This window comes from Streptomyces sp. NPDC051582 (genome assembly GCF_040681715.1).
Taxonomy (GTDB): Bacteria; Actinomycetota; Actinomycetes; order Streptomycetales; family Streptomycetaceae; genus Streptomyces.
In genome coordinates this window covers 214,351-239,774 of the sequence record NZ_JBFAZJ010000003.1, presented here as the reverse complement: position 1 = coordinate 239,774, position 25,424 = coordinate 214,351, and the positions used below count along the sequence as shown (strand labels likewise).

Genomic DNA, 25,424 nt, shown 5'->3' with positions numbered 1-25,424 from the left:
CCGGCCCTCAGGCGACGGTCAGGACGATCTTGCCGGTGGTGCGGCCCTGCTCGCCGATCTCGTGGGCCTTCGCGGCCTGCTCCAGCGGCAGGACCGTGTCGATCAGGGGCTTGAGCAGGCCCTGGTCGGCGAGGGCGGCGATCTCCTGCAGACCCCCAAGGTCCGGCTCCACCAGGACCCAGGAGGCGTGCACGCCCTGCGGGTCGGCCGGGAGGCCGTCCGGGCCCGGCAGCGTCACCAGGTGCCCGCCCGGCTTCAGCACCTTCAGCGAGCGCTGCCCGTAGTCCCCGCCGACCGCGTCGATCACGACGTCCACGTCGCAGACGGCGTCCTCGAAGTCCGTGGTGCGGTAGTCGAGCACCTCGTCGGCGCCCAGCTCGCGCAGCAGCTCGTGCTTGGCCGCGCTGGCCGTGCCGATCACGTACGCGCCGCGGGCCTTGGCGATCTGCACCGCCAGGTGGCCGACCCCGCCGGCCGCGGCGTGCACCAGCACCCGCTGCCCGGCCGTGACCCCGGCCGTGTCCACCAGGGCCTGCCAGGCGGTCAGCGCGGCCAGCGGCAGGGCGGCGGCCTGTACGTGGTCCAGGGAGGCGGGCTTGCGGGCGAAGTGCCGGGCCGGGGCGGCCACGTACTCGGCGTAGCCGCCCGCCTGGCGCGGGAAGTTCGGCATCCCGTACACCTCGTCGCCCGCGCGGTACAGCGTCACGCCCGGCCCGACCGCCTCGACGGTGCCCGAGACGTCCCAGCCGACCATCGGGACCTCGCCCCAGCCGATGAGGCCGCCGCTGGCCCGGGTCTTCCAGTCCACCGGGTTCACGCCGGCCGCGTGGACCCGTACGAGGATCTCGTTCAGGCCCGGCTCGGGGCGCTCCGCCTCGACCTCGGTGAGAACCTCCGGCCCGCCCCACTGGCTCACGACGACGGCACGCATAACTGTCTCCTTCATTGCTTTCCGCACCGGTTTTCCCGGCCGTGCATCCAGCTTGGCCGCCGTCCCGGCCGCATGGTGTTGGCCGAACGGCCACCATGTGACAGGATCTGGCCATGACCGTTGTGCACCGGATCGCCGTACTCGCCCTGGAAGGCGTCGCCCCGTTCGAGCTCGGCATGCCCTCGCGGGTCTTCGGCAACGCCCGCAGCGAGGACGGCGGCGCCCTCTACGAGGTCACCGTCTGCACCGCCGACGGCCGGCCCGTGAACAGCGACGCAGGCTTCTCCGTCGGCGTCACGGCGGGCCCGGAGGCCCTCGCCGCGGCCGACACCGTGATCGTCCCGCCCACCCACGCCATGCCGGGCCTGCTGCGCGGCGAGCCCCTGCCGCGGACCCTCGCCGAGGCCCTCGCCGTCATCCGGCCCGGCACCCGGATCGTGTCGATCTGCACCGGCTCCGAGGTCCTCGCCGCCGCCGGGATGCTCGACGGGCGGGCGGCCACCACCCACTGGGAGCACGCGCCGGAGTTCCAGCGCGCCTTCCCGCGCGTCAAGCTCGACGAGGACGTGCTCTTCGTCGACGACGGGGACGTCCTCACCTCGGCCGGCGTGGCCGCCGGCATCGACCTGTGCCTCTACCTGATCCGCGCCGACCACGGCACCGCCGTCGCCAACCGCGCCGCGCGGCTGTGCGTCGTACCGCCGTGGCGGGACGGCGGGCAGGCGCAGTACATCGACCGGCCCGTCCCCGAGCCCACCGTCGCCACCACCACCGCCACCCGCGCCTGGGCCCTGGAGCGGCTCGCGGATCCGCTCACCCTGGCCGAGCTGGCCGCCCACGCCCGGATGAGCCTGCGCACCTTCACCCGCCGCTTCCGCGACGAGGTGGGCATGACCCCGGTGCAGTGGCTCACGGTCCAGCGCCTCGAAGTCGCCCGCCAGCTGCTGGAGTCCAGCGACCTGCCGGTGGACCTGGTCGCCCACCGGTCGGGCTTCGGATCCGCCAACTCGCTGCGCCAGCACATGCGGGCCGCCCTCGGCATCTCGCCGATCGCCTACCGCCGGACCTTCCGGCCCGGCAGCCCGGTGCCCGTGGGGGCATGACCCCGCAGGTCATGGCCTTCACCTCCCCGCCTTGGCAGGATCGGACCAACAGACCGATCCGGCGCAACACTTGAGACTGCGGAGGCCATGACCATGACCGCGTACGCCATCGCCCACATACGCCCCGAGGCCGTGAACGAGGACGTCCTGCGCTACATCGAGGAGATCCAGTCGACGATGGACCCCTTCGAGGGACGCTTCCTCGTCCACGGGGCCCAGGTCGAGGTCATGGAGGGCCCCTTCCCGGGGACCGTGGTGGTCATCGGCTTCCCCGACGTGGAGCGCGCCCGCGCCTGGTACGCCTCCCCGGCCTACCAGGCCCTGATCCCGCTGCGCACCCGCCACATCGCGGGCGAGGTCATCCTCGTCGACGGCGTCCGGCCCGGCTACGACGCGACGAAGACGGCGTCCCGCCTGCGCGCCGAAGCGGGTCTGTGATGAGCCACCCCGCCGTCCACGTCCTCGCGGGTGCCCACGGCCACCGGGGCGCCTACGACTCCTGGGGTTCCCTCGCCCTGGACCTCCATCTCCTGGCCGGCCCGGACGTCCTGCTGCCGCTGCTGGACACGCACACCGCCCGCGACGAGGCGTTCCACCGCTCCGACGACTCGGTCGAGGCCGGAGTCCTGGCCGACCCCGTCCGCCGCGAGCTGCTCCTCTTCGCCCAGGAGGGAGCCGCGGCCACGATGCGCACGAGGAGCGCCGCCCTCGCCCTGCTGCGCCGTGCCTGGCCGCACTGGCAGGTGCGCTGGGTGTACGAGGGCCAGACCGGCCTGCGGACCCGGCTCGGTCTGGACCCGGCCGACGACCACAGCACCACCGGAACCTCCTACCCCCTGTCCCCGCTCGGCCCCGACGACGAGGAACTGGCCGAAGTCGAGCCGATGGCGGCGGTGGTCACCATCGGCGCCGACCGCTGTCACGTCCTCGCCCTCGGCGTGGACCACCCCCTCGCCGAGGGCCCCGGCCTCCTCCGCCGGCTCGAAGACGCTCCTCGCCACACCGCGTACGCGGCGCCCGCCGGGGCGGGACTGCACATCGACCCCGCGCGCCGCAGCGTCGGCTGGTGGCTGCTCGGAACCCAGCCCCGGGCGGAGCGGGCGGCCGCCCTCTGGACCGGCTGGACCGTGGAGTTCTGGGAGGACCGCTGGGACGAGCACGTCCGGGCCTCGGACGGCCGTTTCGCCCCGCCCGCGCCGGACCACGCCGCCGCGCTGGACGATGTACGGGAGAACGCACTGGAGCTCTGGGCCGGACCCCGGGACCTGCGGGCGGCGGTCGTGGCGGCGGCCCCGGGGGTCCTGGTCGGGAACGTGTACCTGCCGCCGGTCACCGCCGAGCAGGCGGCCGCCGCCCGCGTCGTGATCGACGCGGCCCACCGCGCGGCCCGGGGCCGCTGACCAGGCCGCCGGCCGCCGGCCGCCGGCCGGAGCAGCACGCCGGGGGTGCGAGCATGGGCGCTATGGCTACTCACCTGATCACTGGTGCCGGCGCGGGCATCGGCGCCGCCGTCGCCGCCCGCCTGCACGCCCGCGGCGACGACCTCGTCCTGCTCGCCCGCGACGCCGCCCGCGGCAAGCAGCTCGTCGAGCGCTACCCCGGCTCCCGGGCGCTCGTCGGCGACCTCTCCGACCCCGACCGGCTGTCGTGGGCCTTCTCCAAGCAGCCCCTGCCCGAGCGGATCGACTCGCTCCTGCACATCGCCGGGATCGTCGACCTCGGCCCCGTCGGCGAGCTGCGTCCCAAGACCTGGCACCAGCAGCTCAACGTGAACCTGATCGCCCCCGCCGAGGTCACCCGCCTGCTGCTGCCCACCCTGCGCGCCTCCCGCGCCACCGTGGTCTTCGTGAACTCCGGCGCCGGCCTGAACGCCCACGCCGACTGGAGCGCGTACGCCGCCTCCAAGCACGGGCTCAAGGCGCTCGCCGACTCGCTGCGCGAGGAGGAGAAGCCGAACGGCATCCGCGTCACCTCCGTCTACCCGGGCCGGACCGCCACCGCCATGCAGGCCAAGGTGCGCTCGCAGGAGGGCAAGGAGTACGACCCCGCCGACTGGATCGACCCCGAGTCCGTGGCCACCACGATCGTCATGGCCGTCGACCTGCCGCGCGACGCCGAGGTCACCGACCTGAGCGTCAGGCCCGGCCGATGACCGCGGGCGCCACCGGCGTCGGTTCCCTCCCCGGCGGCGACGCCCGCGAGGCCGCCAAGACCGCCACCGGCTCCTTCGAGGACTTCCCGTACCTCCCCGAACTGCCCGCCCGCGGCCCCGGCGCGGACATGATCGGCCGCTCCCTCGGGCTGCTCGTCGACATGTACGCCCACGTGGAGCCCAGCGGCTGGCGGATCAGCGACCGCCCGGGCCGGGACTCCAAGCGCGCCCGGTCCTGGCTCGGCGAGGACCTCGACGCCCTGGAGGAGTTCACCCAGGGGTACGAGGGGAAGCTCAAGGTCCAGGCCGTCGGCCCGTGGACGCTGGCCACCGCCCTGGAGCTGCACGGCGGCGAGGCCGTGCTCCAGGACGCCGGCGCCTGCCGCGACCTGGCCGGATCCCTCGCGGAGGGGCTGCGCGAGCACCTGGCGGACGTCAAGAAGCGCGTCCCCGGCGCCGAGATCGTGCTCCAGCTCGACGAGCCGTCCCTGACCGCGGTGCTGCTCGGCCGCGTGCGGTCCGCGAGCAAGTACCGCACGTACCGGGCCGTGGACCGGCAGGTCGTCGAGGGCGCCCTGCGCGAGCTGTTCGCCGTCCACGACGGGGAGGTCGTCGTCCACTCGTGCGCGCCCGAAGTGCCCTTCGGACTGCTCCGGCGGGCCGGCGCCACGGGGGTTTCGTTCGATTTCTCCTTGCTCACCGAGCGCGAGGACGACGCCATCGGCGAGGCCGTCGAAGGCGGTACGAAACTCTTCGCCGGAGTGGTGCCGGGCACCGACGCCCCGTTGTCGGACCCGGGCGGTAGCGTCATGGGTGTCAGGAAGCTCTGGCGCAGGCTGGGACTGGCCCCCGGGACTCTGGCGGAGTCCGTCGTGGTCACCCCGGCGTGCGGTCTGGCGGGCGCCTCGCCCGCCTACGCGCGCGCCGCGCAGGCGCACTGCGTCAGGGCGGCGAGGTCGCTCGCCGACAACCCTGAGTGACGAAAACGGACGGGCCACGGGAGGACACGGCATGGCAGCCGAACAGAAGCAGGCCGGCGACGGCACGGCCGCACCGGCGGCGGTGCGAGAGCAGCACGCGCTGCTGGCCGAGCAGGTCGAGGAGCACCGCTTCCGGTACTACGTGAACGACCAGCCGGTCGTCAGCGACGCCGAGTTCGACAAGCTGCTGCGCTCGCTGGAGGCGCTGGAGGACCAGTACCCGGAGCTGCGCACGCCCGATTCGCCCACCCAGAAGGTGGCCGGGGCGTACGAGACGGACTTCGCGTCCGTCGAGCACCGGGAGCGCATGCTCTCCCTCGACAACGCCTTCGACGACGAGGAGTTGGCGGCCTGGGCCGAGCGGGTGGCCCGGGACGTCAACACCCCCGATTTCCACTACCTGTGCGAGCTCAAGGTGGACGGCCTCGCCGTCAACCTCACGTACGAGAAGGGCCGCCTGACCCGAGCCGCCACCCGCGGCGACGGCCGCACCGGCGAGGACATCACGCCCAACGTGCGCACCATCGCGGACATCCCGGACCGCCTCAAGGGCGACCGGATCCCCGAGCTCGTCGAGATCCGCGGCGAGGTCTTCTTCCCGATGGAGAAGTTCGAGGAGCTCAACGCCCGGCTCGTCGAGACCGGCGACAAGCCCTTCGCCAACCCGCGCAACGCGGCGGCCGGTTCGCTGCGCCAGAAGGACCCGAAGGTCACCGCCACCCGCCCGCTGCACATGGTGGTGCACGGCATCGGCGCGCGCGAAGGCTTCGAGATCGACAAGCTCAGCCACGCGTACGAGCTGCTCGGCGAGTGGGGCCTGCCCACAGCCCGGCACAACAAGGCGGTGTCCTCGCTCGCCGAAGTCCGCGAGTTCATCGCCTACTTCGGCGAGCACCGGCACTCCGTGGAGCACGAGATCGACGGCGTCGTCGTCAAGCTCGACGAGATCCCGCTCCAGGGCCGCCTGGGCTCCACGGCCCGCGCCCCGCGCTGGGCGATCGCCTGGAAGTACGCCCCCGAAGAGGTCAACACCAAGCTGGTCGACATCAAGGTCGGCGTCGGCCGCACCGGCCGGGTGACCCCGTACGCACAGGTGGAGCCGGTGACGGTGGCGGGCTCGGAGGTCGAGTTCGCGACCCTGCACAACCAGGACGTCGTCAAGGCCAAGGGCGTCCTCATCGGGGACACGGTGGTGCTGCGCAAGGCCGGCGACGTCATCCCCGAGATCCTCGGCCCCGTGGCGGACCTGCGCGACGGCACCGAGCGGGAGTTCGTCATGCCGGCCGAGTGCCCCGAGTGCGGGGCGGCGCTGCGGCCGATGAAGGAGGGCGACATCGACCTCCGCTGCCCCAACGGGCGCACGTGCCCGGCCCAGTTGCGCGAGCGGCTCTTCTACCTCGTCGGCCGCGCCTGCCTGGACATCAAGAACTTCGGGTACGTGGCCTCGGCCGCGCTCACCCAGCCGCTGGAGCCCTCGCTCCCGCCCATGGCGAACGAGGGCGACCTCTTCGGCCTCACCCTGGAGCAGCTGCTCCCCATCACCTCCTACGTGCGCGACCAGGATTCGGGCCAGCCCAAGATCGACCCGAAGACGGGCGAGCCCAAGGTCGTCACCTTCTTCGCCAACAAGGAGGGCGAAGCCAAGACCAACACGGTGGCCATGCTCGCGAACATCGAGGCGGCCAAGAGCCGGCCGCTGGCCCGGATCATCAACGGCCTCTCGATCCGCCACGTCGGTCCCGTCGCCGCGGCCACCCTGGCCCGCGAGTTCCGCTCCATCGAGCGGATCGAGCAGGCCACCGAGGAGGAGCTCGCCGCCACCGAGGGGGTCGGGCCGATCATCGCGGCGGCGGTCAAGGAGTGGTTCGCCGTCGACTGGCACCAGGAGATCCTGCGCAAGTGGCGCGAGGCCGGGGTGCGGATGGAGGAGGAGGGTTCCGGCGAGGAGCAGGGGCCGCGCCCGCTGGAGGGCCTCACGGTGGTCGTCACCGGCACTTTGCAGAGCCACACGCGCGACGGCGCCAAGGAGGCCCTGCAGAGCCGCGGCGCCAAGGTGACCGGATCCGTCTCGAAGAAGACCTCGTTCGTCGTGGTCGGCGAGAACCCGGGCTCCAAGTACGACAAGGCGATGCAGCTGAAGCTGGCCGTCCTCGACGACGCGGGCTTCGCGGTCCTCCTCGAACAGGGCCCGGACGCGGCGCGCGAGGCGGCGCTCCCGGTGGACGGCGGCGCCGCGGCGGAGTAACGGCCCCCGGCCGACACGCGGCTCCCGTACCGGGGGAGTAGCGAAGGCGAACGGATGCGTGGCGTGCGGCCGTACGGGCGGGCGCACGCCAGGCGCAACTCCCGGTGGTAAAAGGCCGGTACAGGGCTGTTCGCGGGGCGGTGACCTGTCGGATCATCGGATGGGTGACCCGGGAGTCCTGGTCCGAACTCACCCGTTCGGCGGATACCGTACTGATGAGGATGGCTGGGCCGCATTCGGGCAACCGCCGCCGACCGCTGCCCCTGGGGGCCTCCCGCGTCCTACTGTTGAGGGGGGCGCCTGTCGTGCACGGCTGCGTGATGCGCTTCCGGCCGTGATGCCATGACATCGGGGCCATCGCGTGGCATCGGCATTGCCGGCTGTGAGAGGGACGGGCATGAAACCCACCGAAAGCGCCGACCCGTCACCTGATGTCGGCGGGGAGATCCCGTCCATGCGGACGGGCCGGCTCGGTGTCCTGGGCGCCAGGACACCGGACACCCACCCGCTCGACTCCGGCACGGGACAGGGCAGAGCGGCGGCGCAGCGCACCGTGCTGCCGTTCATCGTCGTGGGCCTGTCCGCCGTCGTCCTCGCGATCGGCATCGTCTCCGCGCTGAGCGAGCGTCACGCCCTGTTCCCCGGCGGCCCGGTCGGCTGGGCGCTGGCCCTGCTGACCGGCATCATCGTCGGCCACCTCGTCGCGCTCGGCCGCGACCGCTGGTGGGGCGGCACCGGGTCCGGCGCGGCGCTCACCCTCGGTGTGCTCGTCCTCTACGGCTGGGTGCCCGCGGGGCTCGTCTCACTGGCGGTGGTCTCGCTGGTCGGGGCCGCGCGCCGGCACCGCTGGCGGCAGGGTCTGCTGCACGGCGCCACCGACATCCTCGGCATCGGTGCCGGGGCCCTCGTACTCGCCGCGTTCGGCGAGGCGCCGACCGTCGAGTCCCCCTGGCGGCCCACCACCTGGGGGCTGGAGGCGGTCCCCGAGATCGTCCTGGTGGCCCTCGCCTACCTGCTGGTCACCAAGGCCCTGCTGTGGCTCGCGCAGACCCCCCGCGGCGGCGCCCTGCCCACCGTCGCCCGCACGGCCCTGCTCCGCCAGGCCTTAGTCGCGGTCGCCCTGCTCGGCATCGCGCCGCTGATCTGCGTGGTCGCCGTGACGCAGCCGGTGCTGCTGCCGCTGTTCGCCGTACCCCTGATCGCCCTGGACTCCACCCTGTGGATCGCCCGGGCGCGGGCCGAGGAGCAGCTGCGCGACCCGCTGACCGGGCTGCCGAACCGGCAGTGGCTGCTGGAACGGGCCTGGTCCGCTCTGGACGAGGCTGAACGTTTGGGCACCCGGTCGGCTCTCGTGCTGATCGACCTGGACCGCTTCCGCGCCGTCAACGACACGCTGGGCCACCTCGCCGGCGACCGGCTGCTGCTCCAGATCGCCGACCGGCTCCGCCAGGCCCTGCCCGAGGACGCCGAGGCCGCCCGCCTCGGCGGCGACGAGTTCGCCGTGCTGTTGCCCGTCGCCGACTCCACCACCAGCGCCCAGCGCGTCGCCCGCCACCTCGTCGCCGAGCTCAGCTCACCCCTGGACCTGGACGGCCTGACCCTCGTCCTGGAGGCCAGCGCCGGCCTCGCCGTCTTCCCCGACCACGCGCTCGACGCGGAGGGGCTGCTGCGCCGTGCCGACGTCGCGATGTACCAGGCGAAGCGGGACCGCACCGGCGTGGAGGTGTACGAGTCCAAGCGCGACAGCAACACGCCCGACCGCCTCGGCCTCCTCGGAGACCTGCGCCGCGCCCTGGACGCCGGCGAAGTGGAACTCCACTACCAGCCCAAGGTCCGCTTCGACGGCCAGGTGGCCGGGCTCGAAGCCCTGGTGCGCTGGGTGCATCCGGAGCGCGGCCGGGTCTCGCCCGACGAGTTCATCGCGATCGCCGAGACCTCGGGGCTGATGCCCCACCTCACCGAGTACGTGCTGGAGACGGCCCTCGCCCAGGTGGCGCGCTGGCGGGCGCAGGGCCTGAAGGTCCCGGTCGCCGTCAACGTCTCCCCGCGCGACGTCCACACCCCCGGCTTCGCGGGCGCCGTCGCGGCCCGGCTGGCCCGGCACGGGGTCCCGGCCAGCGGTCTGCAGCTGGAGATAACGGAACACGTCCTGCTGGAGGACCCGCAGCGGGCCGCCGACACCATGGCGGGCCTGACCGGCCACGGCGTCAAGATGTCGCTCGACGACTTCGGCACCGGCTACTCCTCCCTCGTGCACCTGCGGCGGCTGCCGGTCAGCGAGCTGAAGATCGACCGCTCGTTCGTGGCGCGGCTCGCGGTCGACGCGCAGGACGCGGAGATCGTCCGCTGCACCGTCGACCTGGCGCACTCGCTGGGGCTGCTCGTCGTCGCCGAGGGCGTCGAGGACGACGAGACCTGGGAGCGCCTGCGCGACCTGGGCTGCGACGCGGTCCAGGGCTGGCTCGTCGCGGCCGCGATGCCCCCGCAGGAGGCCACGGCCTGGCTGCTGGCCCGCGGTGAACGCGGCTGGCGCCGGCCGGCCGACATCACGGCGGAACTGTCGGCCGCCCAGGCGGCGGCACCGGCGGAAACCCCGGCCCCGTAGCCGGGAGCGGCGCTCACCGAAGGGTCCGGGGGGCCGCGGCGGCCCCCCGGCGGCAAACGGTTTCGTGGGTCCGGGGCCCCGCCCCATAGGATTGGGCGCGAAACTACACACTCACCACCCCCAGAGGATCGCTGCATGCCTGGCATCACGCGCGAGGAGGTCGCCCACCTCGCTCGGCTGGCACGTCTGGAACTGAAGAGCGAAGAGCTCGACCACTTCGCCGGACAGCTCGACGACATCATCGGCGCGGTCGCCCGCGTTTCCGAGGTCGCCGACCAAGACGTCCCGCCGACCTCCCACCCGCTGCCGCTGACGAACGTCATGCGCGCGGACGAGGTCCGTCCGTCGCTCACCCCCGAGCAGGCGCTTTCCGGCGCTCCCGCCCAGGAGCAGCAGCGTTTCAAGGTGCCGCAGATCCTGGGGGAGGACTAACAACCATGACTGACCAGATCATCAAGCTCACGGCCGCCCAGACCGCCGAGAAGATCGCCTCCGGCGAGCTCACGGCCGTCGAGGTCACCGAGGCCCACCTGGCCCGCATCGACGCGACCGACGAGAAGGTCCACGCCTTCCTGCACGTCGACCGCGAGGGTGCCCTCGCCCAGGCGCGCGCCGTCGACGCCAAGCGCGAGCGCGGCGAGAAGCTGGGCCCGCTGGCCGGCGTCCCGCTCGCCCTCAAGGACATCTTCACCACCGTCGGGGTCCCGACCACCGTCGGTTCGAAGATCCTCGAAGGCTGGATCCCGCCGTACGACGCCACCTTGACGCGCAAGCTCAAGGAAGCCGACGTCGTCATCCTCGGCAAGACCAACATGGACGAGTTCGCCATGGGGTCCTCCACCGAGAACAGCGCCTACGGGCCCACCGGCAACCCCTGGGACCTCACCCGGATCCCCGGCGGCTCCGGCGGCGGCTCCGCGGCCGCGCTGGCCGCCTTCCAGGCCCCCCTCGCGATCGGCACGGACACCGGCGGCTCCATCCGCCAGCCCGCCTCCGTGACCGGCACGGTCGGCGTGAAGCCCACCTACGGCGGCGTCTCCCGCTACGGCATGGTCGCCTTCTCCTCCTCCCTCGACCAGGGCGGGCCCTGCGCCCGCACGGTCCTGGACGCGGCGCTCCTGCACGAGGTCATCGCCGGCCACGACCCGATGGACTCCACCTCCATCGACGCCCCGGTCCCGCCGGTCGTCGAGGCCGCCCGCAACGGCTCCGTCGCCGGCATGCGCGTCGGCGTCGTCAAGCAGTTCGCCGGCGAGGGCTACCAGGCCGGCGTCGTCCAGCGCTTCAACGAGTCCGTCGAGCTCCTCAAGGAGCTGGGCGCCGAGATCGTCGAGCTGGACTGCCCCTCCTTCGACCTCGCGATGGCCGCGTACTACCTGATCGCGCCGTCCGAGTGCTCCTCGAACCTGGCCCGCTTCGACGCCATGCGCTACGGCCTGCGCGTCGGCGACGACGGCACCAAGTCCGCCGAGGACGTCACCGCGCTCACCCGCGAAGCCGGCTTCGGCGACGAGGTCAAGCGCCGCATCATCCTGGGTACGTACGCGCTGAGCTCCGGCTACTACGACGCGTACTACGGCTCCGCCCAGAAGGTCCGCACGCTCATCACGCGGGACTTCGAGAAGTCCTTCGAGCAGGTCGACGTGATCGTCTCCCCGACGACCCCGACCACCGCCTTCGCCATCGGTGAGCGCACCGACGACCCGCTGGCGATGTACCTCGCGGACCTGTGCACCATCCCGACCAACCTGGCCGGCAACTCCGCCATGTCGCTCCCGTGCGGCCTGGCACCGGAGGACGGCCTGCCGGTCGGGCTGCAGATCATCGCCCCGGCGATGAAGGACGACCGGCTGTACAAGGTCGGCGCCGCCGTGGAGGCGGCCTTCGTCGCACGCTGGGGTCACCCGCTGCTTGAGGAGGCACCGTCCCTGTGAGCACCAGTGCACTGACCAAGGCCAAGGGCTTCAAGAAGTCCAAGACCGGTACGTACCTGTCGATGGGCACCACCGCCTTCGGCGCCCTCGGCGTGATCAAGCAGGTCAAGAAGGCCCGCACCGAGCACGACACGCTGAAGCTCGTCGACGCCGTCGTGTCCGCCGCCGCCATCGTCACCGGTCTCGCGATCCTGTACCGCGAGCTGAAGCGCCTGGGCGACGACGACGTCCTGCTGGGCTGAGAGGGAAAGTTTCACCGTGACCACCTTCACCGAACTGCTGTCGTACGAGGACGCTCTCGCCTCGTTCGACCCCGTCATGGGCCTTGAGGTCCATGTCGAGCTCGGCACCAGGACCAAGATGTTCTGCGGCTGCTCGACCGAGCTGGGCGCCGAGCCCAACTCGCAGACCTGCCCGGTCTGCCTCGGGCTGCCCGGCGCCCTGCCCGTCGTCAACGCGATCGGCATCGAGTCCGCCGTCAAGATCGGCCTCGCGCTGAACTGCGAGATCGCCGAGTGGTGCCGCTTCGCCCGGAAGAACTACTTCTATCCGGACATGCCGAAGAACTTCCAGACCTCCCAGTACGACGAGCCGATCGCCTTCAACGGCTTCCTCGACGTGCAGCTGGAGGACGGCGAGATCTTCCGCGTGGAGATCGAGCGCGCCCACATGGAGGAGGACACCGGCAAGTCGCTGCACGTCGGCGGCGCCACCGGCCGTATCCACGGCGCGTCCCACTCCCTGCTGGACTACAACCGCGCCGGCATCCCGCTCATCGAGATCGTCACCAAGCCGATCGAGGGCGCGGGCGAGCGGGCCCCCGAGGTCGCCAAGGCGTACGTCGCCGAGCTGCGCGAGGTCATCAAGGCGCTCGGCGTCTCCGAGGCCCGCATGGACAAGGGCCAGATGCGCTGCGACGTGAACCTGTCGCTGCGCCCCACCCCCGAGTCCGAGTTCGGCACCCGCTCCGAGACGAAGAACGTCAACTCGCTGCGCTCCGTCGAGCGCGCGGCGCGCTTCGAGATCCAGCGCCACGCGGCCGTGCTGACGTCCGGCGGCACGATCGTGCAGGAGACCCGTCACTTCCACGAGGAGGACGGCTCCACCACCGCCGGCCGCATCAAGGACAACGCCGAGGACTACCGGTACTTCCCGGAGCCCGACCTGGTCCCCGTCGCCCCGGCCCGCAACTGGGTCGAGGAGCTGCGCGCAGGCCTGCCCGAGATGCCGCGCGTGCGCCGCAACCGGCTCCGCGAGGAGTGGGGCGTCAACGAGCACGACATGCAGTCGATCCTCAACGCGGGCGCGGTGGACTCCATCGTCGCCACGATCGAGGCGGGCGCCGACTCGACGGCCGCGCGCAAGTGGTGGATGGGCGAGCTGGCCCGCAACGCCAACGAGCAGGGCGTCGTCGTCGACGAGCTGCCCATCACCCCGGCCCAGGTCGCGCGCGTCGCTGCCCTGGTCGCCGCCGGTGAGCTCAACGACAAGCTGGCCCGTCAGGTCCTGGAGGGCGTCCTCGCCGGCGAGGGCACCCCGGACGAGGTCGTCGAGAAGCGCGGCCTGAAGGTCGTCTCGGACGAGGGCGCGCTCGGCGCGGCCGTGGACGAGGCCATCGCGGGCAACGCGGCCATCGCGGACAAGATCCGCGGCGGCAAGATCGCGGCCGTGGGCGCCCTGGTCGGCGCGGTCATGAAGACCACGCGCGGCCAGGCCGACGCGGCCCGCGTGAAGGAGCTCATCCTGGAACGCCTGGGCGTCAGCGAGTAGTTCCCGTCACGTGAAGGCCCCGCACCGATTCCGGTGCGGGGCCTTCACGTGTCTCAGCGCTTGAGCTGGGGCGCGGCGATGACGACCGTGCCGTTGTCGCAGCCCTTGTCCACCTTGATGCGCAGCCGCAGGGCGCCGCTCACGTCCACGCTGTGGGTGATCGGCTTGCCCAGTTCCACGAGCTCCGAGAAGGCGGCGGGCTGGCCGTCGAGCGAGATGCTGACCCGGCCCTTCTCGTTCTGCGAGCCGTCGTCGATCCCCGCGGTGAACTCCAGCGTCTTCCACTCGCGGTTGAGGTCGAACTCCGTGTAGGCGTCGAAGTCGCAGTTGCGTTCCTGGATGAACGCGGCCCCGTACTGCTTGGTGTTGATCTTGGCGGGGCCCACCTCGAAGCCGCCCAGGTCCTTCACCGGAGCCATGACGGTCAGGTCGGCCGCCTTCACGCCCGGAGCCACGCCCGACGGGGGCTGGGAGCCGGTCGCGGTGGGCTGGACCGCCGGGTCGTCGGACGCGGACGGGGACGAGCTCGGCGTCGGGGTGGGGGCCGGGCTCTCGGCGGCCGGCGAGGACGCGGCCGCCTTGTCCCCGCCGCTCGCCGTGTTCGAGCCGTGCGCCTCCTCCGTGCCTCCGAACAGCTTTACGCCGATCACCGCGCCGGCGGCCACCACCAGCACCGCCAGCGCCGACCCGAACACCACCCCGGTCCGCCGCCGCTTGCGCGGGGGCGGACCGGGAAGCGGTTCCGTACGGGTGGCGGCCGCGGGTGCGGGACCGTACCCCTCGGGGACGCTCGGCTGCACCGGCGGGGGTGCGTACACCGGCTCGGCGGGCGCGGGGGGCGGCGAGTACACCGGCGCCGGCTGCGGCTGCGGCGGAGGTGACGTCGGCACAACCGGAGCCGCCGGCTTCTGCAGGGGCAGGGCCACCGGCCTGGGCGGTGCGGCGGCGGCGGGGGGCGTGGCCGGGACCGGCGGCACGGCCGGGACCGGGGGCGCGGCCGGAACCGCGCGCTGCGAGGTGGAGGTCGTCGTCGACACCACCGCGTGGCGGATGTCCTTCATCCAGCCGGCCAGGTTCACCGGCCGCCGCATCGGATCCGCCGAACAGATCGCCGTGATACGGGCCCGCTGCTCGGCGTCCAGCACGGCGATCTGCGGGAGCCCGGCCATGGCCTGGGCCAGCTGCTCCGGGGTGGGCGGCGGGGATTCCCCGCTCAGCAGGAAGTACGCGATGGCCCCGAAGGCGTACCGGTCCGTACCCGGAGTGCGCTTGCCGTCGAAGACCTCGGGAGCCGCGTACCCGGGCGTGAACCACACCTCCGCCGTCTGGTGGTCGGCGGTCAGCTTGCTCAGGCCGAAGTCCACCAGCGTGGCCTGGCCATGGGCGTCGACCATCACGTTGCCGGGCGAGAGGTCACCGTGGATCACCTGGCGTCCGGACGGGGTGGCCTTCCCCGAGTGCAGCCAGTCCAGTACGTCGGCGAGCTGCTCCAGCGTCCGCATCACCTCGCGCCGCTCGGCGGCACTGGCCAGCGTCCGCTCGGCCCGCCAGTCCCGCAGGTCCAGCCCGTCGACGTGGTTCATCACGAGAACGAGGGCCCGGCCGGTGAGCGTCGAGGAGTCCCCGGCCCGGTGGATCGGCGGCCCCTCGAAGTGCTCCCGTACCCCCACCACGCCCGGCCGGTGCACGAACCGGAGCAACTCCGCCTGCTCGTTCCACTTCTGGCTGATCCGGTCGAAGACGTCGGGCGTGATCGTCGTCTTCGAGTCGAGCACCTTCACGACCACCGGCTCGGCGCCGCCGGCCAGCTCGATCTCCGCGAGATAGAGCACGGCCTCGCCGCCGCGCCCGATCGACCGGAGCAATCGGTACCGGTCCGCTGCCGCGTCCGGTCCGATGTGCAGATTCTGGCTGGTCAATTGTCCCCCACTGCAAGTGCTTTGAGTGGGCCTCAGCTTCCAGCCGCCGGGTGCGCCCGGTCAATGGGAACGGCGCATTCCACCGCCGCGGGGAGTGACGGGAAGGTCGCTGCCCGCAGCGGTGGTGTGCAGGGGCCGCGCGCCGGCGTGTGCCGGTCAGCCGCCCTGCGGGCCGCTGAGGAAGGCGAGGCGGGCCCGCTTCGCCGGCAGGTACACCTCGGGCAGGTCGATCTCCGGGAGTTCGATCTGCGGACCCAGCTCGAAGCCGGACCGCACCAGGCGGGTCATGGCCTTCTCGTTGCGGGCGTCGGGCTCCGCCACGATCCGCCGGGTGGACCCCTGCGAGAGGACGTACGAGAGGAAGGCGCCGATCAGGCCGGCGCTGAAGCCGCGTTCGGAGGCGCCGCGCGCCGGGCCGATCAGCAGGTGCACGCCCGTGTCGCCGGGCAGGACCTCGTAGCACTCGCTGATCCGGTCCTCGGCGCAGTCGTACGTCTGGAACAGCCCGGCGGGCTCTCCGTCGCGGCGCGCGAGGAACGCGTGGTGGGTGGTGCGCCGGTCGACGTCCTCGTAGATCTCCTGGACGAGCTCGCGGCTGGCCTCGCCCATGCCCCAGAAGCGGGCCCGCTCCTCGGTGACCCAGGAGTGGATCAGCGGGGCGTCGGCGACGGGGTCGACGGGGGTGAGGGTGACCGTTCCGAGGCCTTCGACGCGCTGGGAGTACACCGGCTGCCGGGAGCCGCCTGAGGCGGCGGAGGCGGCCGAGGCGGACGCGCTGCTGCTGGTCATAGGGATTCCTTGGTGAGACGGGTCCAGTCGGTGACGACGGGGACGAGTTCGCACTGAGCCCAGAACGGGAGCTGGTCGCGGTGGTGGGGTGATCCGGTGACGCCGTCCACGCCGAGCGGGACCGCCCAGAGGCTGTCCTCGCGGCGGGCCAGGTCCCACACGTAGCGCGCCGCCGACGCGCGGGCGGTGAGATCGGTGAAACCGGGCACGGAGGAAGTGGCGTTCACGCAGTCATGGTCGCCGCCGAGCCCGGGCCACTCGGCGGCGGGGTCGGGCAGCGCCGACCAGGGCGCCAGGCGGTGCACCCGCGACCACGGGGTGTCGGGGGTGTCCGCCGCGGCGGTTTCCTCCAGGGCGGCGCGTACGTGGGCCGCCCGGTCGAGGGAGGGCAGCAAGGGGGTCGTCAGCAGCCCCTCCAGGGCGTAGCCGACGCGCGGGACCAGGTACAGCCAGGGGTGGAACACCTCGGGGCCGGTCGGCGCCCCGGCCAGCCCCGCCAGGGCGGGATCGGCGGCGAAGCGGCGTACGGTCGCGGTCCGCAGCGCCGAGAAGACGGTGGCGTCGGTGCTCTCGGCCGCCATGTGCCGGTCCCAGGCGAGCAGTCGGGCGCGCAGCGCCTGCGCGGCCGGGGAGAGGCCTTCGAGCCCGGGCAGCAGGGCCAGCAGCGGCGCGGCCGAGGCCAGGTGGGTGTCCCCGTGCACGTCGGCCATCGCCTTCGGGGACCAGTCCGCCGAGCCGGAGAGCAGCTCGCGGATGCGGTTGGCGCGGTGCGGGGGCGCGAACTCCACGCCGAGCGGCGAGGCGATGCCGCGCGCGTTGGCCATGACGGCGAAGCCCTGCACGGGCTCGGCGGGGGTCTCGGCCCAGCCCCGCCAGACGTACCGGGGATCCCAGGCGGGCACCGGGCGCAGCCGGTTGGCCGGGTCGCGCAGCGGGACGGCGCCGGCGACGCGGTGCAGCAGGCCGCCCTCGGTGTCGGCGGCGTGGACGACGTTGACGGGCTCGGCCCAGCCGTCGAGGGCGCGGTCGATGTCGGCGACGGTGCGGGCGCGCAGCAGGGCGGGGAGGGCGGCGAAGCCGAGGTCGCGGCGGACCCGGGGCGGGTAGCGGAGCGAGAGGGTCTGGTCCGCCGGGTCCTCGTTGACGATCACCGGGCCGCGGGCGGTCTCCAGGACCTCGATCTCCACGGCATCGGCGCCGGCCACGGTGATCGTCTCGGTGTGCCGGTGGACGGGCTCCCAGGCGCCGTCGGGGCCGAGGGCCTCGATGCCGTCGCCTCCGGCGGCGGGGCGCAGCCGCTCGACGTACAGGTCCTGGTAGTCGGCCATGGCGTTGGTGATCGCCCAGGCGGCGCCGCCGGTGTGCCCGAAGTGGCCGAGGCCGGGGATGCCGGGGACGGCCAGGCCGATGACGTCGTACTCGGGGCAGGAGAGCCGTATCTGCTGGTAGACGCCCGGGTCCTCGATGAACCGGTGCGGGTCGCCCGCGATGAGCGCCGAGCCGGTGGCGGTCCGCTCGCCCGGGACCAGCCAGCCGTTGCTGCCGGCGGTGCCGGGGCCGTCGGTGGCGAAGAGGGTGACGGCCTCGTCGCCGAGGGCGCGGCCCACGCGCTCGCGCCACAGCTTGGTGGCGAACCCGGCGAAGAGGATGTGGGTGGCGATCCAGATGCCGAGCGGGACCCACGGCTCCCACGGGGTGGGGGTGTGGCCGGTGCGGGCGAACCGCTCGTCGCGGGCGGCGCCGCGGGCGAGCCCGTCGTTGACGCCGTTCACGTAGGCTCCGACCCACGCTGCGGTCTCGGGATCGAGGGCCTCGTGGCAGCGGCGGGCCGTGTCGGCGAGCCGGGCCTGGCGCACGAACCGGTCCCAGGCGACGCAGTCCTGGCCGAGGAAGGCGGCGCTGGAGCCCTGGGCGCGGTGGCGCTCGACCTCCAGCTGCCAGGCACGGTCGAGGGCGGTGGCGTAGCCCTGGGCGTAGGCGAGGCGGTCGGGGTCGTCGGCGCGGAGATGGGGGACGCCCCAGTCGTCCCGGTAGAGCTCGAAGGCTTCTCCGGCGCCGGCGTTGTTCAGAAGGCTCACACTCTTCCCCCAGTGCATTAGGTTAGGCTGCCCTAACTATAGGGGTTCGTCAGGGAGGGGTGGTCGCACATGGCAGGCGTCGGCAAGGGATGGGAAGGCGTGGTCCTGCGGCTTCTGCGCGGCAAGGACTTCACGTTCACGGTCACGGGCGCGGAAGAGGTCACGGAGCACTACCGGCGCGTGTACGTGACGGACGGCGGGCTGCTGGCAGCGGCGGGAGAATCGATTCACCCGACGATGTGGGTGCGCTTGTGGTTCGACAACGCGGGCAAGCCGCACACGCGGGCGTACACCCTCGTCGACCCGGATCCCCAGGCCGGAACGTTCGCCCTGGAGTTCGCCCTGCACGACGGCCCCGCGAGCGCGTGGGCGCGGACCGCGAAGGCGGGCGACACCATCGAGGCCACCGTTCAGGGGACGGGCTTCACCGCCCCGGCTCCGGCGCCGGAGCGGCTGCTGGTGATCGGAGACCCGGCCTCGGTGCCGGCGATCAACTCCCTGCTGGACGCCTACCCGCAGACCCCGGCCACGATCTGGCTGGAGACCCAGCACGCCTCGGACGCCGACCTCCCGGTCCGGCTGGACCCGGACCGGCACGACGTCCGGCGGGTCGAGCGCGCGGGCTCGGCCCTGGTGGAGCAGGTCAAGGCGGAGCTCCCGGATCTCGTCGCGGACCCGGAGTCGGCGTACGTATGGCTGGCCTGCGACACCGCCACGACGCGCACGCTGACGGCGTACCTCCGCAAGGACCTGGCCCTGCCGAAGCAGCGGGTGAACGGACTGGGCTACTGGCGGGCGGCCTGACGAGCGGCCCGACCGGCCGCAGCGACCCCGAACGGTCCGATGCGGCGGTCCGAGGCGGCAGCGGTCCGAGCGGCCGGACGCCTCTGCCGGGGCGGGGCGGGCCGGGGCGGGGCGGGCCGGGCCGGGGTCGTCAGGCTCCGGTGGTGCCGTCGATGGCCTGGCGGAGGAAGTCGGCGTGGCCGTTGTGGCGCGCGTACTCGTGGATCAGGTGGAGCATGACGAGTCTCATCGAGGCCTCCTCCTTCCAACTGGCCACGTACGCCGTCACGTCGAGGGACTCGGCGGCCGCCTCGATGCGCCGCGCGTGCGCGACCTCCGCCTCCCAGGCCGTGAACGCCTCCTCGCGCGTGGCGCCGGAGGCGTCGTAGGCGGCCTGGAAGTCGTGGGTGTCGGACCAGAGGTGAGGAAGCTCCTCCCCGTTCAGGGTGCGGCGAAACCAGTGCCGCTCGACCTCGCCCATGTGCCGGACCAGGCCCAGCAGGGACAGGGTGGACGGCGGCATCGAAGGCCGCCGCAGCTCCTCGTCGGTGAGCCCCTCGCACTTCCAGGCGAGGGTGGCCCGGTGGTAGTCGAGGAATGCGCGCAGTGTCTCCCGCTCGTCCCCGGTCAGGGGCGGCCCCATACGTTCCATCCCGCGATCTTCCCCCGGAGCCGCCCGCCCGCGCTACGGCTTTGCGGTCCAGACGTACGGGACCGTCGTGCCCAGGGTCGCGAAGCCCAGGCGGTCGAGGATCGGGCGGCTGTCGGCGGAGGCGTCGACCTGGAGGTACCGGATGCCGCGGGCCGCCGCGACGCGGGCGCGGTGGGCGACCAGGAGGCGGTAGATGCCGCGGCCCCGCCACTGCGGCAGGGTGCCGCCGCCCCAGAGACCGGCGAACGAGGCACCGGGGCGCATCTCCATGCGGGCCGCGCTCACCGGGGTGTCCCCGGCCATCGCCACCACCGCCGCGAGGGTTTCCGGCTCGTCCCTCAGCAAGGTGAGCAGCATGTGCCGGATCGCGGGCCGCTCGGTACCGAAGGCCTTCGCGTGGACGTCCATCATCAGGTCGACGCCTGCCTCGTCCGTCACCACCCGCAGGGTGATCCCCGCCGGCGGCTCCACCGGCAGCGCGGCGAGCTCGTCGGCCCGCCCCACCATGAGGGTCTCGGCCGGTTCCGGTACGAAGCCCGCCGCGCGCAGCCGGTCCCCGAGGTCGGCCGGCCGGTCGTGGCCGTACAGCTTCCACTCGACCTCGCCGACCCCGCGACCCGCGAAGTACGCCACCTGCGCCGCGATCTCCGCGTCCGCCGTCTCCTCGTCGAGGTCCGACCAGAGCACCGCGTTCCACCCGGCCCCGCCACCACCGGTGGCGATGTGCCGTACGACCGCCCCCGCCCGCTCCACCCGGGCGTCCGCGGTGTCCGCCGACGCGTCCCGGCGCATCTCCCGGTCGTACGCGGCCCGTACGTGCGTCAGTTCTCCAGTGCTCATCGTCATAGGCCCAGCTCACCAGCCCTCCGCCCGGCCGCACAACTGCATTAGCCTCAGCCCGTGAACGACGACCCCACCTCCACCTCCACCCCGGCCCGCGCCGCCGCGGACTCCGTCTACACCGGCAAGGCCGCCCCGGACGCCGCCACCGACCGCGGCTGGCTCCTCGGTCACTTCAAGGACCCCGCCGATCCGCGCCACAGCAAGGACGTGGAGATCAAGTGGGGAGTCCACCCGAAGGGCGAAGAGCGGGCCCAGTGGGTGCGGGGCGAGGAGCGCACCGCCCTCCAGGTGCTGATCAGCGGCCGCTTCCGGCTGGAGTTCCCCGGCCGGACCGTCGTCCTCGCGGAGCAGGGCGACTACGTCGTCTGGGGCCGGGGCGTCGACCACTCCTGGTACGCCGAGGAGGACGCGGTGGTGCTCACCGTCAGGTGGCCCTCCGTCCCCGGCTACCGGGCCGATGGACCGGACGGCCCGCCGAACGGCCCTTCGGACGGATGACCTTGGTCCCGTACCGCCCCCGGCCCCTGTGACGATGCACACGAAAGGGGCCAACGATCACCAAACGCTGGGATCGTGGCGGTGCAGACCATCTCGGCCGATCTCCGGCCAAACTCCGGCCGGTCCCTGGGCGATCCCCGGGCCGTCGGCCGGGCCTTCACGAGTTCCAGTGTCTTTGCGTCGGGCAGCCCCGGTAAAGATCCGAACCACCAGGGAGCACGTCCGTTGGCAGTGATCGCGCGCTGGTGCCTGCGGCACCGCCTGCCGGCCGTCCTCCTGTGGCTGCTCGCCCTCGGCGGCACGGCCCTGGCCGCGGGGACCGCCGGATCGGCGTTCTCCAACGACTACGAGGTCCCCGGCACCGAGTCCAGCCGCGCCCACGCCCTGCTGCGCGCGGGATTCCACGGTCAGGGCGGAGACACCGACACCATCGTGTGGCGGGCCCCGGAGCACCAGAGCGTCCGCACTCCCGCCGTCGAACAGCGCATGGCCGGAGCCCTCGACACCATCGCCTCGCTCCCCGGAGTCGGTTCGGTCGCCGGCCCCTACGGCCCCGGCCCCGAGAGCGCCGCGCAGATCAGCGCCGACGGCCGGACCGCCTACGCCGTGGTGACGTTCGACCGGCAGGCCGACTCCGTCCCCAAGGCGCAGGCCAAGGCCGTCGTCGACGCCGCGAAGAACCCCGCCACCGAGGCCGACGGCCTCCAGGTCGAGCTCGGCGGCCAGGCGGTCGCCCTGACCGAGGCCCCCACCACCCACCTCGCCGAGGTCATCGGCGTGGCCGTCGCGGCCCTGGTCCTCTTCCTCGCCTTCGGCTCGCTCGCCGCGAGCCTGCTGCCCATCGCGACCGCACTCGTCAGCGTGGGCACGGCGTATTTCGGCATCACCCTGCTCGGGCACGCCATGCCCGTCGCCGACTTCGCCCCGATGCTCGGCACCCTCGTCGGGCTCGGCGTCGGCATCGACTACGCCCTGTTCATCGTGACCCGGCACCGCAAGGGCCTGATGAGTGGCCTGCCGGTCGAGGAGGCCGCCGCACGGGCCGTCGCCACCACGGGCCGGGCCGTGGTCTTCGCCGGGGCCACCGTCTGCATCGCGCTGCTCGGCATGCTGGTGCTGCGGCTGAACTTCCTGAACGGCGTCGCGATCGCCGCCTCCCTCACGGTGGTGCTGACCGTCGCCGCCTCGGTCACCCTGCTCCCCGCCCTCCTCTCGTACATCGGCATGCGCGCCCTCTCGCGCCGCGAGCGCCGCAGGCTCGCCACCAGGGGGCCGCGGCCCGAGACGCCCGCCGGGTTCGCCGCCCGCTGGTCGGCCTTCGTGGAGCGCCGCCCCCAGCTGCTCGGCATCGTCGCCACGCTGGTCATGGCGGTCCTGGCGCTGCCCACCTTCTCGCTCCACCTGGGCACCTCCGACCAGGGCAACAACCCGGCGGGCTCCACCACGCGCCAGGCCTACGACCTACTCGCCGACGGGTTCGGCCCCGGAGTGAACGGCCCGCTCACCGTCGTCTCCCGCCTCGACGGAGCCGGGGACCGGCTCGCCGTCGAGCGGCTGGCCGAGGCGCTCCGCACGACCGAGGGCGTCGCCGCCACCGGCCCGGCCGTCTTCAACCGGAGCGGGGACACCGCCGTCCTGACCGTCATCCCGGACTCCGCCCCGCAGTCCCGGGCCACCAGCGAGCTGGTCACGACGCTGCGCGAGAGCGTCATCCCGGCCGCCGGGCAGGGCAATTCCATGACCGTGCACGTCGGCGGCGTGACCGCGGGCTACGACGACTTCGCCGACGTCATCGTCGGGAAACTGCCGCTGTTCGTCGGGGTGGTCATCGCCCTCGGCTGCGTCCTGCTGCTGCTGGCCTTCCGCTCCCTCGGCATCCCGCTCAAGGCGGCCGCCATAAACGTCGCGGCCGTGGCCTCCTCCTTCGGCGTCGTCGTCGCGATCTTCCAGTGGGGCTGGGGCAGCGAGTTGCTGGGCCTGGGCAGTGCCGGTCCGATCGAGCCCTTCCTGCCGGTGATCATGGTGTCGGTGCTCTTCGGGCTGTCCATGGACTATCAGGTGTTCCTGGTCAGCCGGATGTACGAGGAGTGGCTGGAGACCGGCGACAACCGCCGGGCCGTCCGCGTGGGGCTCACCGAGACCAGCCGGGTGATCAACTCGGCGGCGGTCATCATGATCTCCGTCTTCCTGGCCTTCGTGCTCAGCGGCGACCGGATCATCGCGATGTTCGGCATCGCGCTCGCCGCGGCCGTCGCCCTCGACGCCTTCGTGCTGCGCACCCTCCTCGTCCCGGCGCTGATGCACATGCTCGGCGGCGCCAACTGGTGGCTGCCCGCCTGGCTGGACCGCCGGCTGCCCAAGATCAGCATCGAGCCCCCGGAATGCCGGGCGCGTGCGACACTGCCCGCGCAGCGGCCCGCCGCGGTCGCCGCCACGAGGGAGGACGGCGCCGAGCCGGCCCCCGCATCCCGGTGATCCGGCGACCCGCCGCACGAGACCCAAGGAAGAAGCCGCATGTTCTCGATCGACCTCGCCGACGACGCCCGGCTGTTTCCGCTGGAGGTATGGCACGCCGAGGAGTTCCTCGCACACATGGACCGCGGCCGCGCGTTCATCGGCGAACACATCCTCCTGGCCGACCTCGTCACCGACCTGGACTCGGCGCGCGCGTTCCTCTCCTCCTACGCGCAGAAGACCGCCGCCGACGGCGGGCGGCTCTACGGCATCCGCGTCGGCGCCACCCTCGTCGGCGGGGTCCTCTTCCGGATCTTCGAGGCCGATGCGGGCAACTGCGAGGTCGGCTGCTGGCTGGAGCCGGCGGCGGCCGGCCGCGGACTGGTGACCGGGGCCTGCCGCGTCCTGATCGACTGGGCCTTCCGGGAGCGCGGCATGCACCGCGCCGAGTGGCGCGCGTCCGCCGCCAACCGCAAGAGCCTCGCCGTCGCGGAGCGCCTGGGCATGACCCGCGAGGGCCTCCTGCGCGAGAACCACCTCCACCGCGGCGTCCGCCAGGACACCGAGGTCTGGGCCGTCCTCGCCCACGAGTGGCCACCCGCCCCGACCGCCTGACACCACCCGCCGCGGCCCCGGTCCGAGACCCGCGGCCGACCCGGTCAGGGGGCGCCGCGGCCTTCTCAGAAACCTCTCAGACAAGCCGCCTACGGTGCCCCGCATGGACACCACGAAGACCGCCGACCCGGCCGCCCCCGAGGCGGACACCGCCGAGCCCAAGGCCACCGAGGCCAAGGCAGACCTCAAGGACGCCCCCGCCGCGGAGAGCGCCGAGGCCGCAGGGGCCCCCGAGGCCGACCTCACCGACGAGGACCTCGACGACGAGCTCCACGACGAGCTCGACGAGACCGAGAAGAGGCCCGAAGGCGTCGGCGCCGCGGCCTCCGCCGTCGTCGCGGCCGGACTCGGGCTCGTCGCCCTCAGCGGAAGCTGGGTCTCGCGCGTCATCGCCGAGCGCCAGACCCTCGTGGGCCAGATCGAGTCCGTCAACGCCGCCACCACCGAGGCGAAGATCGAGGCCCTGTACGGCGACGCCTGGCACCTGACCGCCCTCGTCAACGGCGTCCTGTCCACCCTCGCCCTGCTGCTCGCCGTCTTCGTGCTGGCCCGCCCCGCGTTCGGCGCCCCCGGCCGCACCCTCCCCACCTGGGTCCGCGCCGTCTCCTGGGCCGCCGTCGCCCTCGGCGCGCTGGGCGTACTGCTCTTCGGCCTCATGTACTTCGACATCCTGGCTCCCCTCCCGAAGGCCGCCTAGGCCTCCCACCCGCCTGCCTAGGACCCCCTCCTAGGCACTCCCGGTCCGACCCGGGGTCCTTCGGCCGCGGCCTAAGGACCCCCGTCTCGTACGGATGCGGCATGCGCCCGATGTGCCGGCACCCCCTGGGACGCGAATCTTGGATCACACCGAACGAGGTGCCGAGAAACACGAACCCGGGAGTACGAGATGTTCGAGTACGAGATCGCCACCGCCCGCCGCGCCGACCGCATCCGCGAGGCCGCCCGGTACCGCCTGGTCCAGGAGGCCAAGAAGGCGCGCCGCGCCTCCTCGCGCAGCCAGGAGCCCGAACGGCGGGTGACGGGACAGCGGAGCCGCTTCACGCGCGCCGCGTGATCCGCGCCGCGAACCGCGT

At 73.1% G+C, this 25,424-nt stretch carries 23 protein-coding genes; 17 read left to right on the top strand and 6 right to left on the bottom strand.

All coding sequences use genetic code 11. From position 1 onward, the window contains the following. Positions 1-7: 7 nt before the first annotated feature. A complete protein-coding gene (locus AB0M92_RS06655; RefSeq protein WP_366100981.1) occupies positions 8-931 on the bottom strand; it encodes an NADP-dependent oxidoreductase in 924 nt (307 codons plus the stop codon). Positions 932-1,044: 113 nt separating this feature from the next. Here AB0M92_RS06655 and AB0M92_RS06650 point away from each other — a divergent pair, with 113 nt between their 5' ends. The 11 genes from AB0M92_RS06650 (at position 1,045) to gatB (ending at position 13,720) form a co-directional block, all read left to right on the top strand. Then, complete coding sequence (locus tag AB0M92_RS06650; RefSeq protein WP_366100980.1) at positions 1,045-2,034, top strand: helix-turn-helix domain-containing protein; 990 nt, start codon at positions 1,045-1,047, stop codon at positions 2,032-2,034. A 93-nt stretch (positions 2,035-2,127) separates the two neighbouring features. Then, a complete protein-coding gene (locus AB0M92_RS06645) occupies positions 2,128-2,472 on the top strand; it encodes a DUF1330 domain-containing protein (RefSeq protein ID WP_366101158.1) in 345 nt (114 codons plus the stop codon). After that, positions 2,472-3,434 carry a hypothetical protein gene (locus AB0M92_RS06640; RefSeq protein WP_366100979.1) on the top strand — a complete coding sequence of 321 codons (963 nt, stop codon included), beginning with the start codon at positions 2,472-2,474 and terminating at the stop codon, positions 3,432-3,434. The genes AB0M92_RS06645 and AB0M92_RS06640 overlap by 1 nt, the downstream gene beginning before the upstream one ends. 62 nt (positions 3,435-3,496) lie before the next feature. Continuing rightward, a complete protein-coding gene (locus tag AB0M92_RS06635; protein WP_366100978.1) occupies positions 3,497-4,186 on the top strand; it encodes an SDR family oxidoreductase in 690 nt (229 codons plus the stop codon). Continuing rightward, positions 4,183-5,166, top strand: coding sequence for a methionine synthase (locus AB0M92_RS06630; RefSeq protein ID WP_366100977.1), 984 nt, complete (start codon positions 4,183-4,185; stop codon positions 5,164-5,166). Before AB0M92_RS06635 ends, AB0M92_RS06630 begins: the two co-directional genes overlap by 4 nt. Before the next feature lie 31 nt (positions 5,167-5,197). Continuing rightward, on the top strand, positions 5,198-7,411 hold the full coding sequence (gene ligA, locus AB0M92_RS06625; protein WP_366100976.1) for an NAD-dependent DNA ligase LigA: 2,214 nt from the start codon (positions 5,198-5,200) through the stop codon (positions 7,409-7,411). 556 nt (positions 7,412-7,967) lie between these two features. Further along, positions 7,968-10,016: a bifunctional diguanylate cyclase/phosphodiesterase gene (locus AB0M92_RS06620; protein WP_366101157.1), complete on the top strand. Its 2,049-nt coding sequence runs from the start codon at positions 7,968-7,970 to the stop codon at positions 10,014-10,016. A 135-nt stretch (positions 10,017-10,151) separates the two neighbouring features. After that, positions 10,152-10,448 (top strand): Asp-tRNA(Asn)/Glu-tRNA(Gln) amidotransferase subunit GatC, encoded by a 297-nt coding sequence (gatC, locus tag AB0M92_RS06615; RefSeq protein ID WP_007266718.1) that lies wholly within the window; start codon positions 10,152-10,154, stop codon positions 10,446-10,448. Between the two features lie 5 nt (positions 10,449-10,453). Continuing rightward, positions 10,454-11,950, top strand: a complete 1,497-nt coding sequence (gene gatA / locus AB0M92_RS06610; protein ID WP_030857386.1) for an Asp-tRNA(Asn)/Glu-tRNA(Gln) amidotransferase subunit GatA — start codon at positions 10,454-10,456, stop codon at positions 11,948-11,950. 62 nt (positions 11,951-12,012) lie between these two features. Then, positions 12,013-12,192, top strand: a complete 180-nt coding sequence (locus AB0M92_RS06605) for a hypothetical protein (protein WP_229345000.1) — start codon at positions 12,013-12,015, stop codon at positions 12,190-12,192. 16 nt (positions 12,193-12,208) lie between these two features. Next, the gene (gene gatB / locus AB0M92_RS06600; protein WP_366100975.1) at positions 12,209-13,720 is read left to right on the top strand and encodes an Asp-tRNA(Asn)/Glu-tRNA(Gln) amidotransferase subunit GatB; all 1,512 of its coding nucleotides are present in this window, start codon (positions 12,209-12,211) and stop codon (positions 13,718-13,720) included. A gap of 53 nt (positions 13,721-13,773) precedes the next feature. On the opposite strand, the gene AB0M92_RS06595 is transcribed toward gatB, so the two are convergent. The 3 genes from AB0M92_RS06595 to AB0M92_RS06585 form a co-directional block, all read right to left on the bottom strand. Further along, a complete protein-coding gene (locus AB0M92_RS06595) occupies positions 13,774-15,639 on the bottom strand; it encodes a protein kinase (RefSeq protein ID WP_366100974.1) in 1,866 nt (621 codons plus the stop codon). Between the two features lie 156 nt (positions 15,640-15,795). Beyond that, the gene (locus AB0M92_RS06590) at positions 15,796-16,428 is read right to left on the bottom strand and encodes a GNAT family N-acetyltransferase (RefSeq protein WP_366100973.1); all 633 of its coding nucleotides are present in this window, start codon (positions 16,426-16,428) and stop codon (positions 15,796-15,798) included. Next, positions 16,425-18,506: a penicillin acylase family protein gene (locus AB0M92_RS06585; protein ID WP_366100972.1), complete on the bottom strand. Its 2,082-nt coding sequence runs from the start codon at positions 18,504-18,506 to the stop codon at positions 16,425-16,427. Before AB0M92_RS06585 ends, AB0M92_RS06590 begins: the two co-directional genes overlap by 4 nt. Before the next feature lie 69 nt (positions 18,507-18,575). Here AB0M92_RS06585 and AB0M92_RS06580 point away from each other — a divergent pair, with 69 nt between their 5' ends. Further along, positions 18,576-19,310 (top strand): siderophore-interacting protein, encoded by a 735-nt coding sequence (locus AB0M92_RS06580; RefSeq protein WP_366100971.1) that lies wholly within the window; start codon positions 18,576-18,578, stop codon positions 19,308-19,310. 130 nt (positions 19,311-19,440) lie between these two features. On the opposite strand, the gene AB0M92_RS06575 is transcribed toward AB0M92_RS06580, so the two are convergent. Next, positions 19,441-19,941, bottom strand: a complete 501-nt coding sequence (locus AB0M92_RS06575; protein ID WP_366100970.1) for a DinB family protein — start codon at positions 19,939-19,941, stop codon at positions 19,441-19,443. Between the two features lie 33 nt (positions 19,942-19,974). Further along, positions 19,975-20,781: a GNAT family N-acetyltransferase gene (locus AB0M92_RS06570; RefSeq protein ID WP_366100969.1), complete on the bottom strand. Its 807-nt coding sequence runs from the start codon at positions 20,779-20,781 to the stop codon at positions 19,975-19,977. 60 nt (positions 20,782-20,841) lie between these two features. On the opposite strand from AB0M92_RS06570, the gene AB0M92_RS06565 reads away from it, so the two are divergent. From AB0M92_RS06565 to AB0M92_RS06545, 5 genes are all read left to right on the top strand, one after another. After that, complete coding sequence (locus AB0M92_RS06565) at positions 20,842-21,282, top strand: signal peptidase I (protein WP_366100968.1); 441 nt, start codon at positions 20,842-20,844, stop codon at positions 21,280-21,282. Positions 21,283-21,507: 225 nt separating this feature from the next. Continuing rightward, positions 21,508-23,757 (top strand): MMPL family transporter, encoded by a 2,250-nt coding sequence (locus AB0M92_RS06560; protein ID WP_366100967.1) that lies wholly within the window; start codon positions 21,508-21,510, stop codon positions 23,755-23,757. Between the two features lie 39 nt (positions 23,758-23,796). Next, positions 23,797-24,351 carry a GNAT family protein gene (locus AB0M92_RS06555; RefSeq protein ID WP_366100966.1) on the top strand — a complete coding sequence of 185 codons (555 nt, stop codon included), beginning with the start codon at positions 23,797-23,799 and terminating at the stop codon, positions 24,349-24,351. 103 nt (positions 24,352-24,454) lie between these two features. Next, on the top strand, positions 24,455-25,048 hold the full coding sequence (locus tag AB0M92_RS06550; RefSeq protein ID WP_366100965.1) for a hypothetical protein: 594 nt from the start codon (positions 24,455-24,457) through the stop codon (positions 25,046-25,048). A 189-nt stretch (positions 25,049-25,237) separates the two neighbouring features. Further along, entirely contained in the window at positions 25,238-25,405 is a 168-nt protein-coding gene (locus tag AB0M92_RS06545) for a hypothetical protein (protein WP_366100964.1), read from the top strand. Positions 25,406-25,424 lie beyond the last annotated feature (19 nt).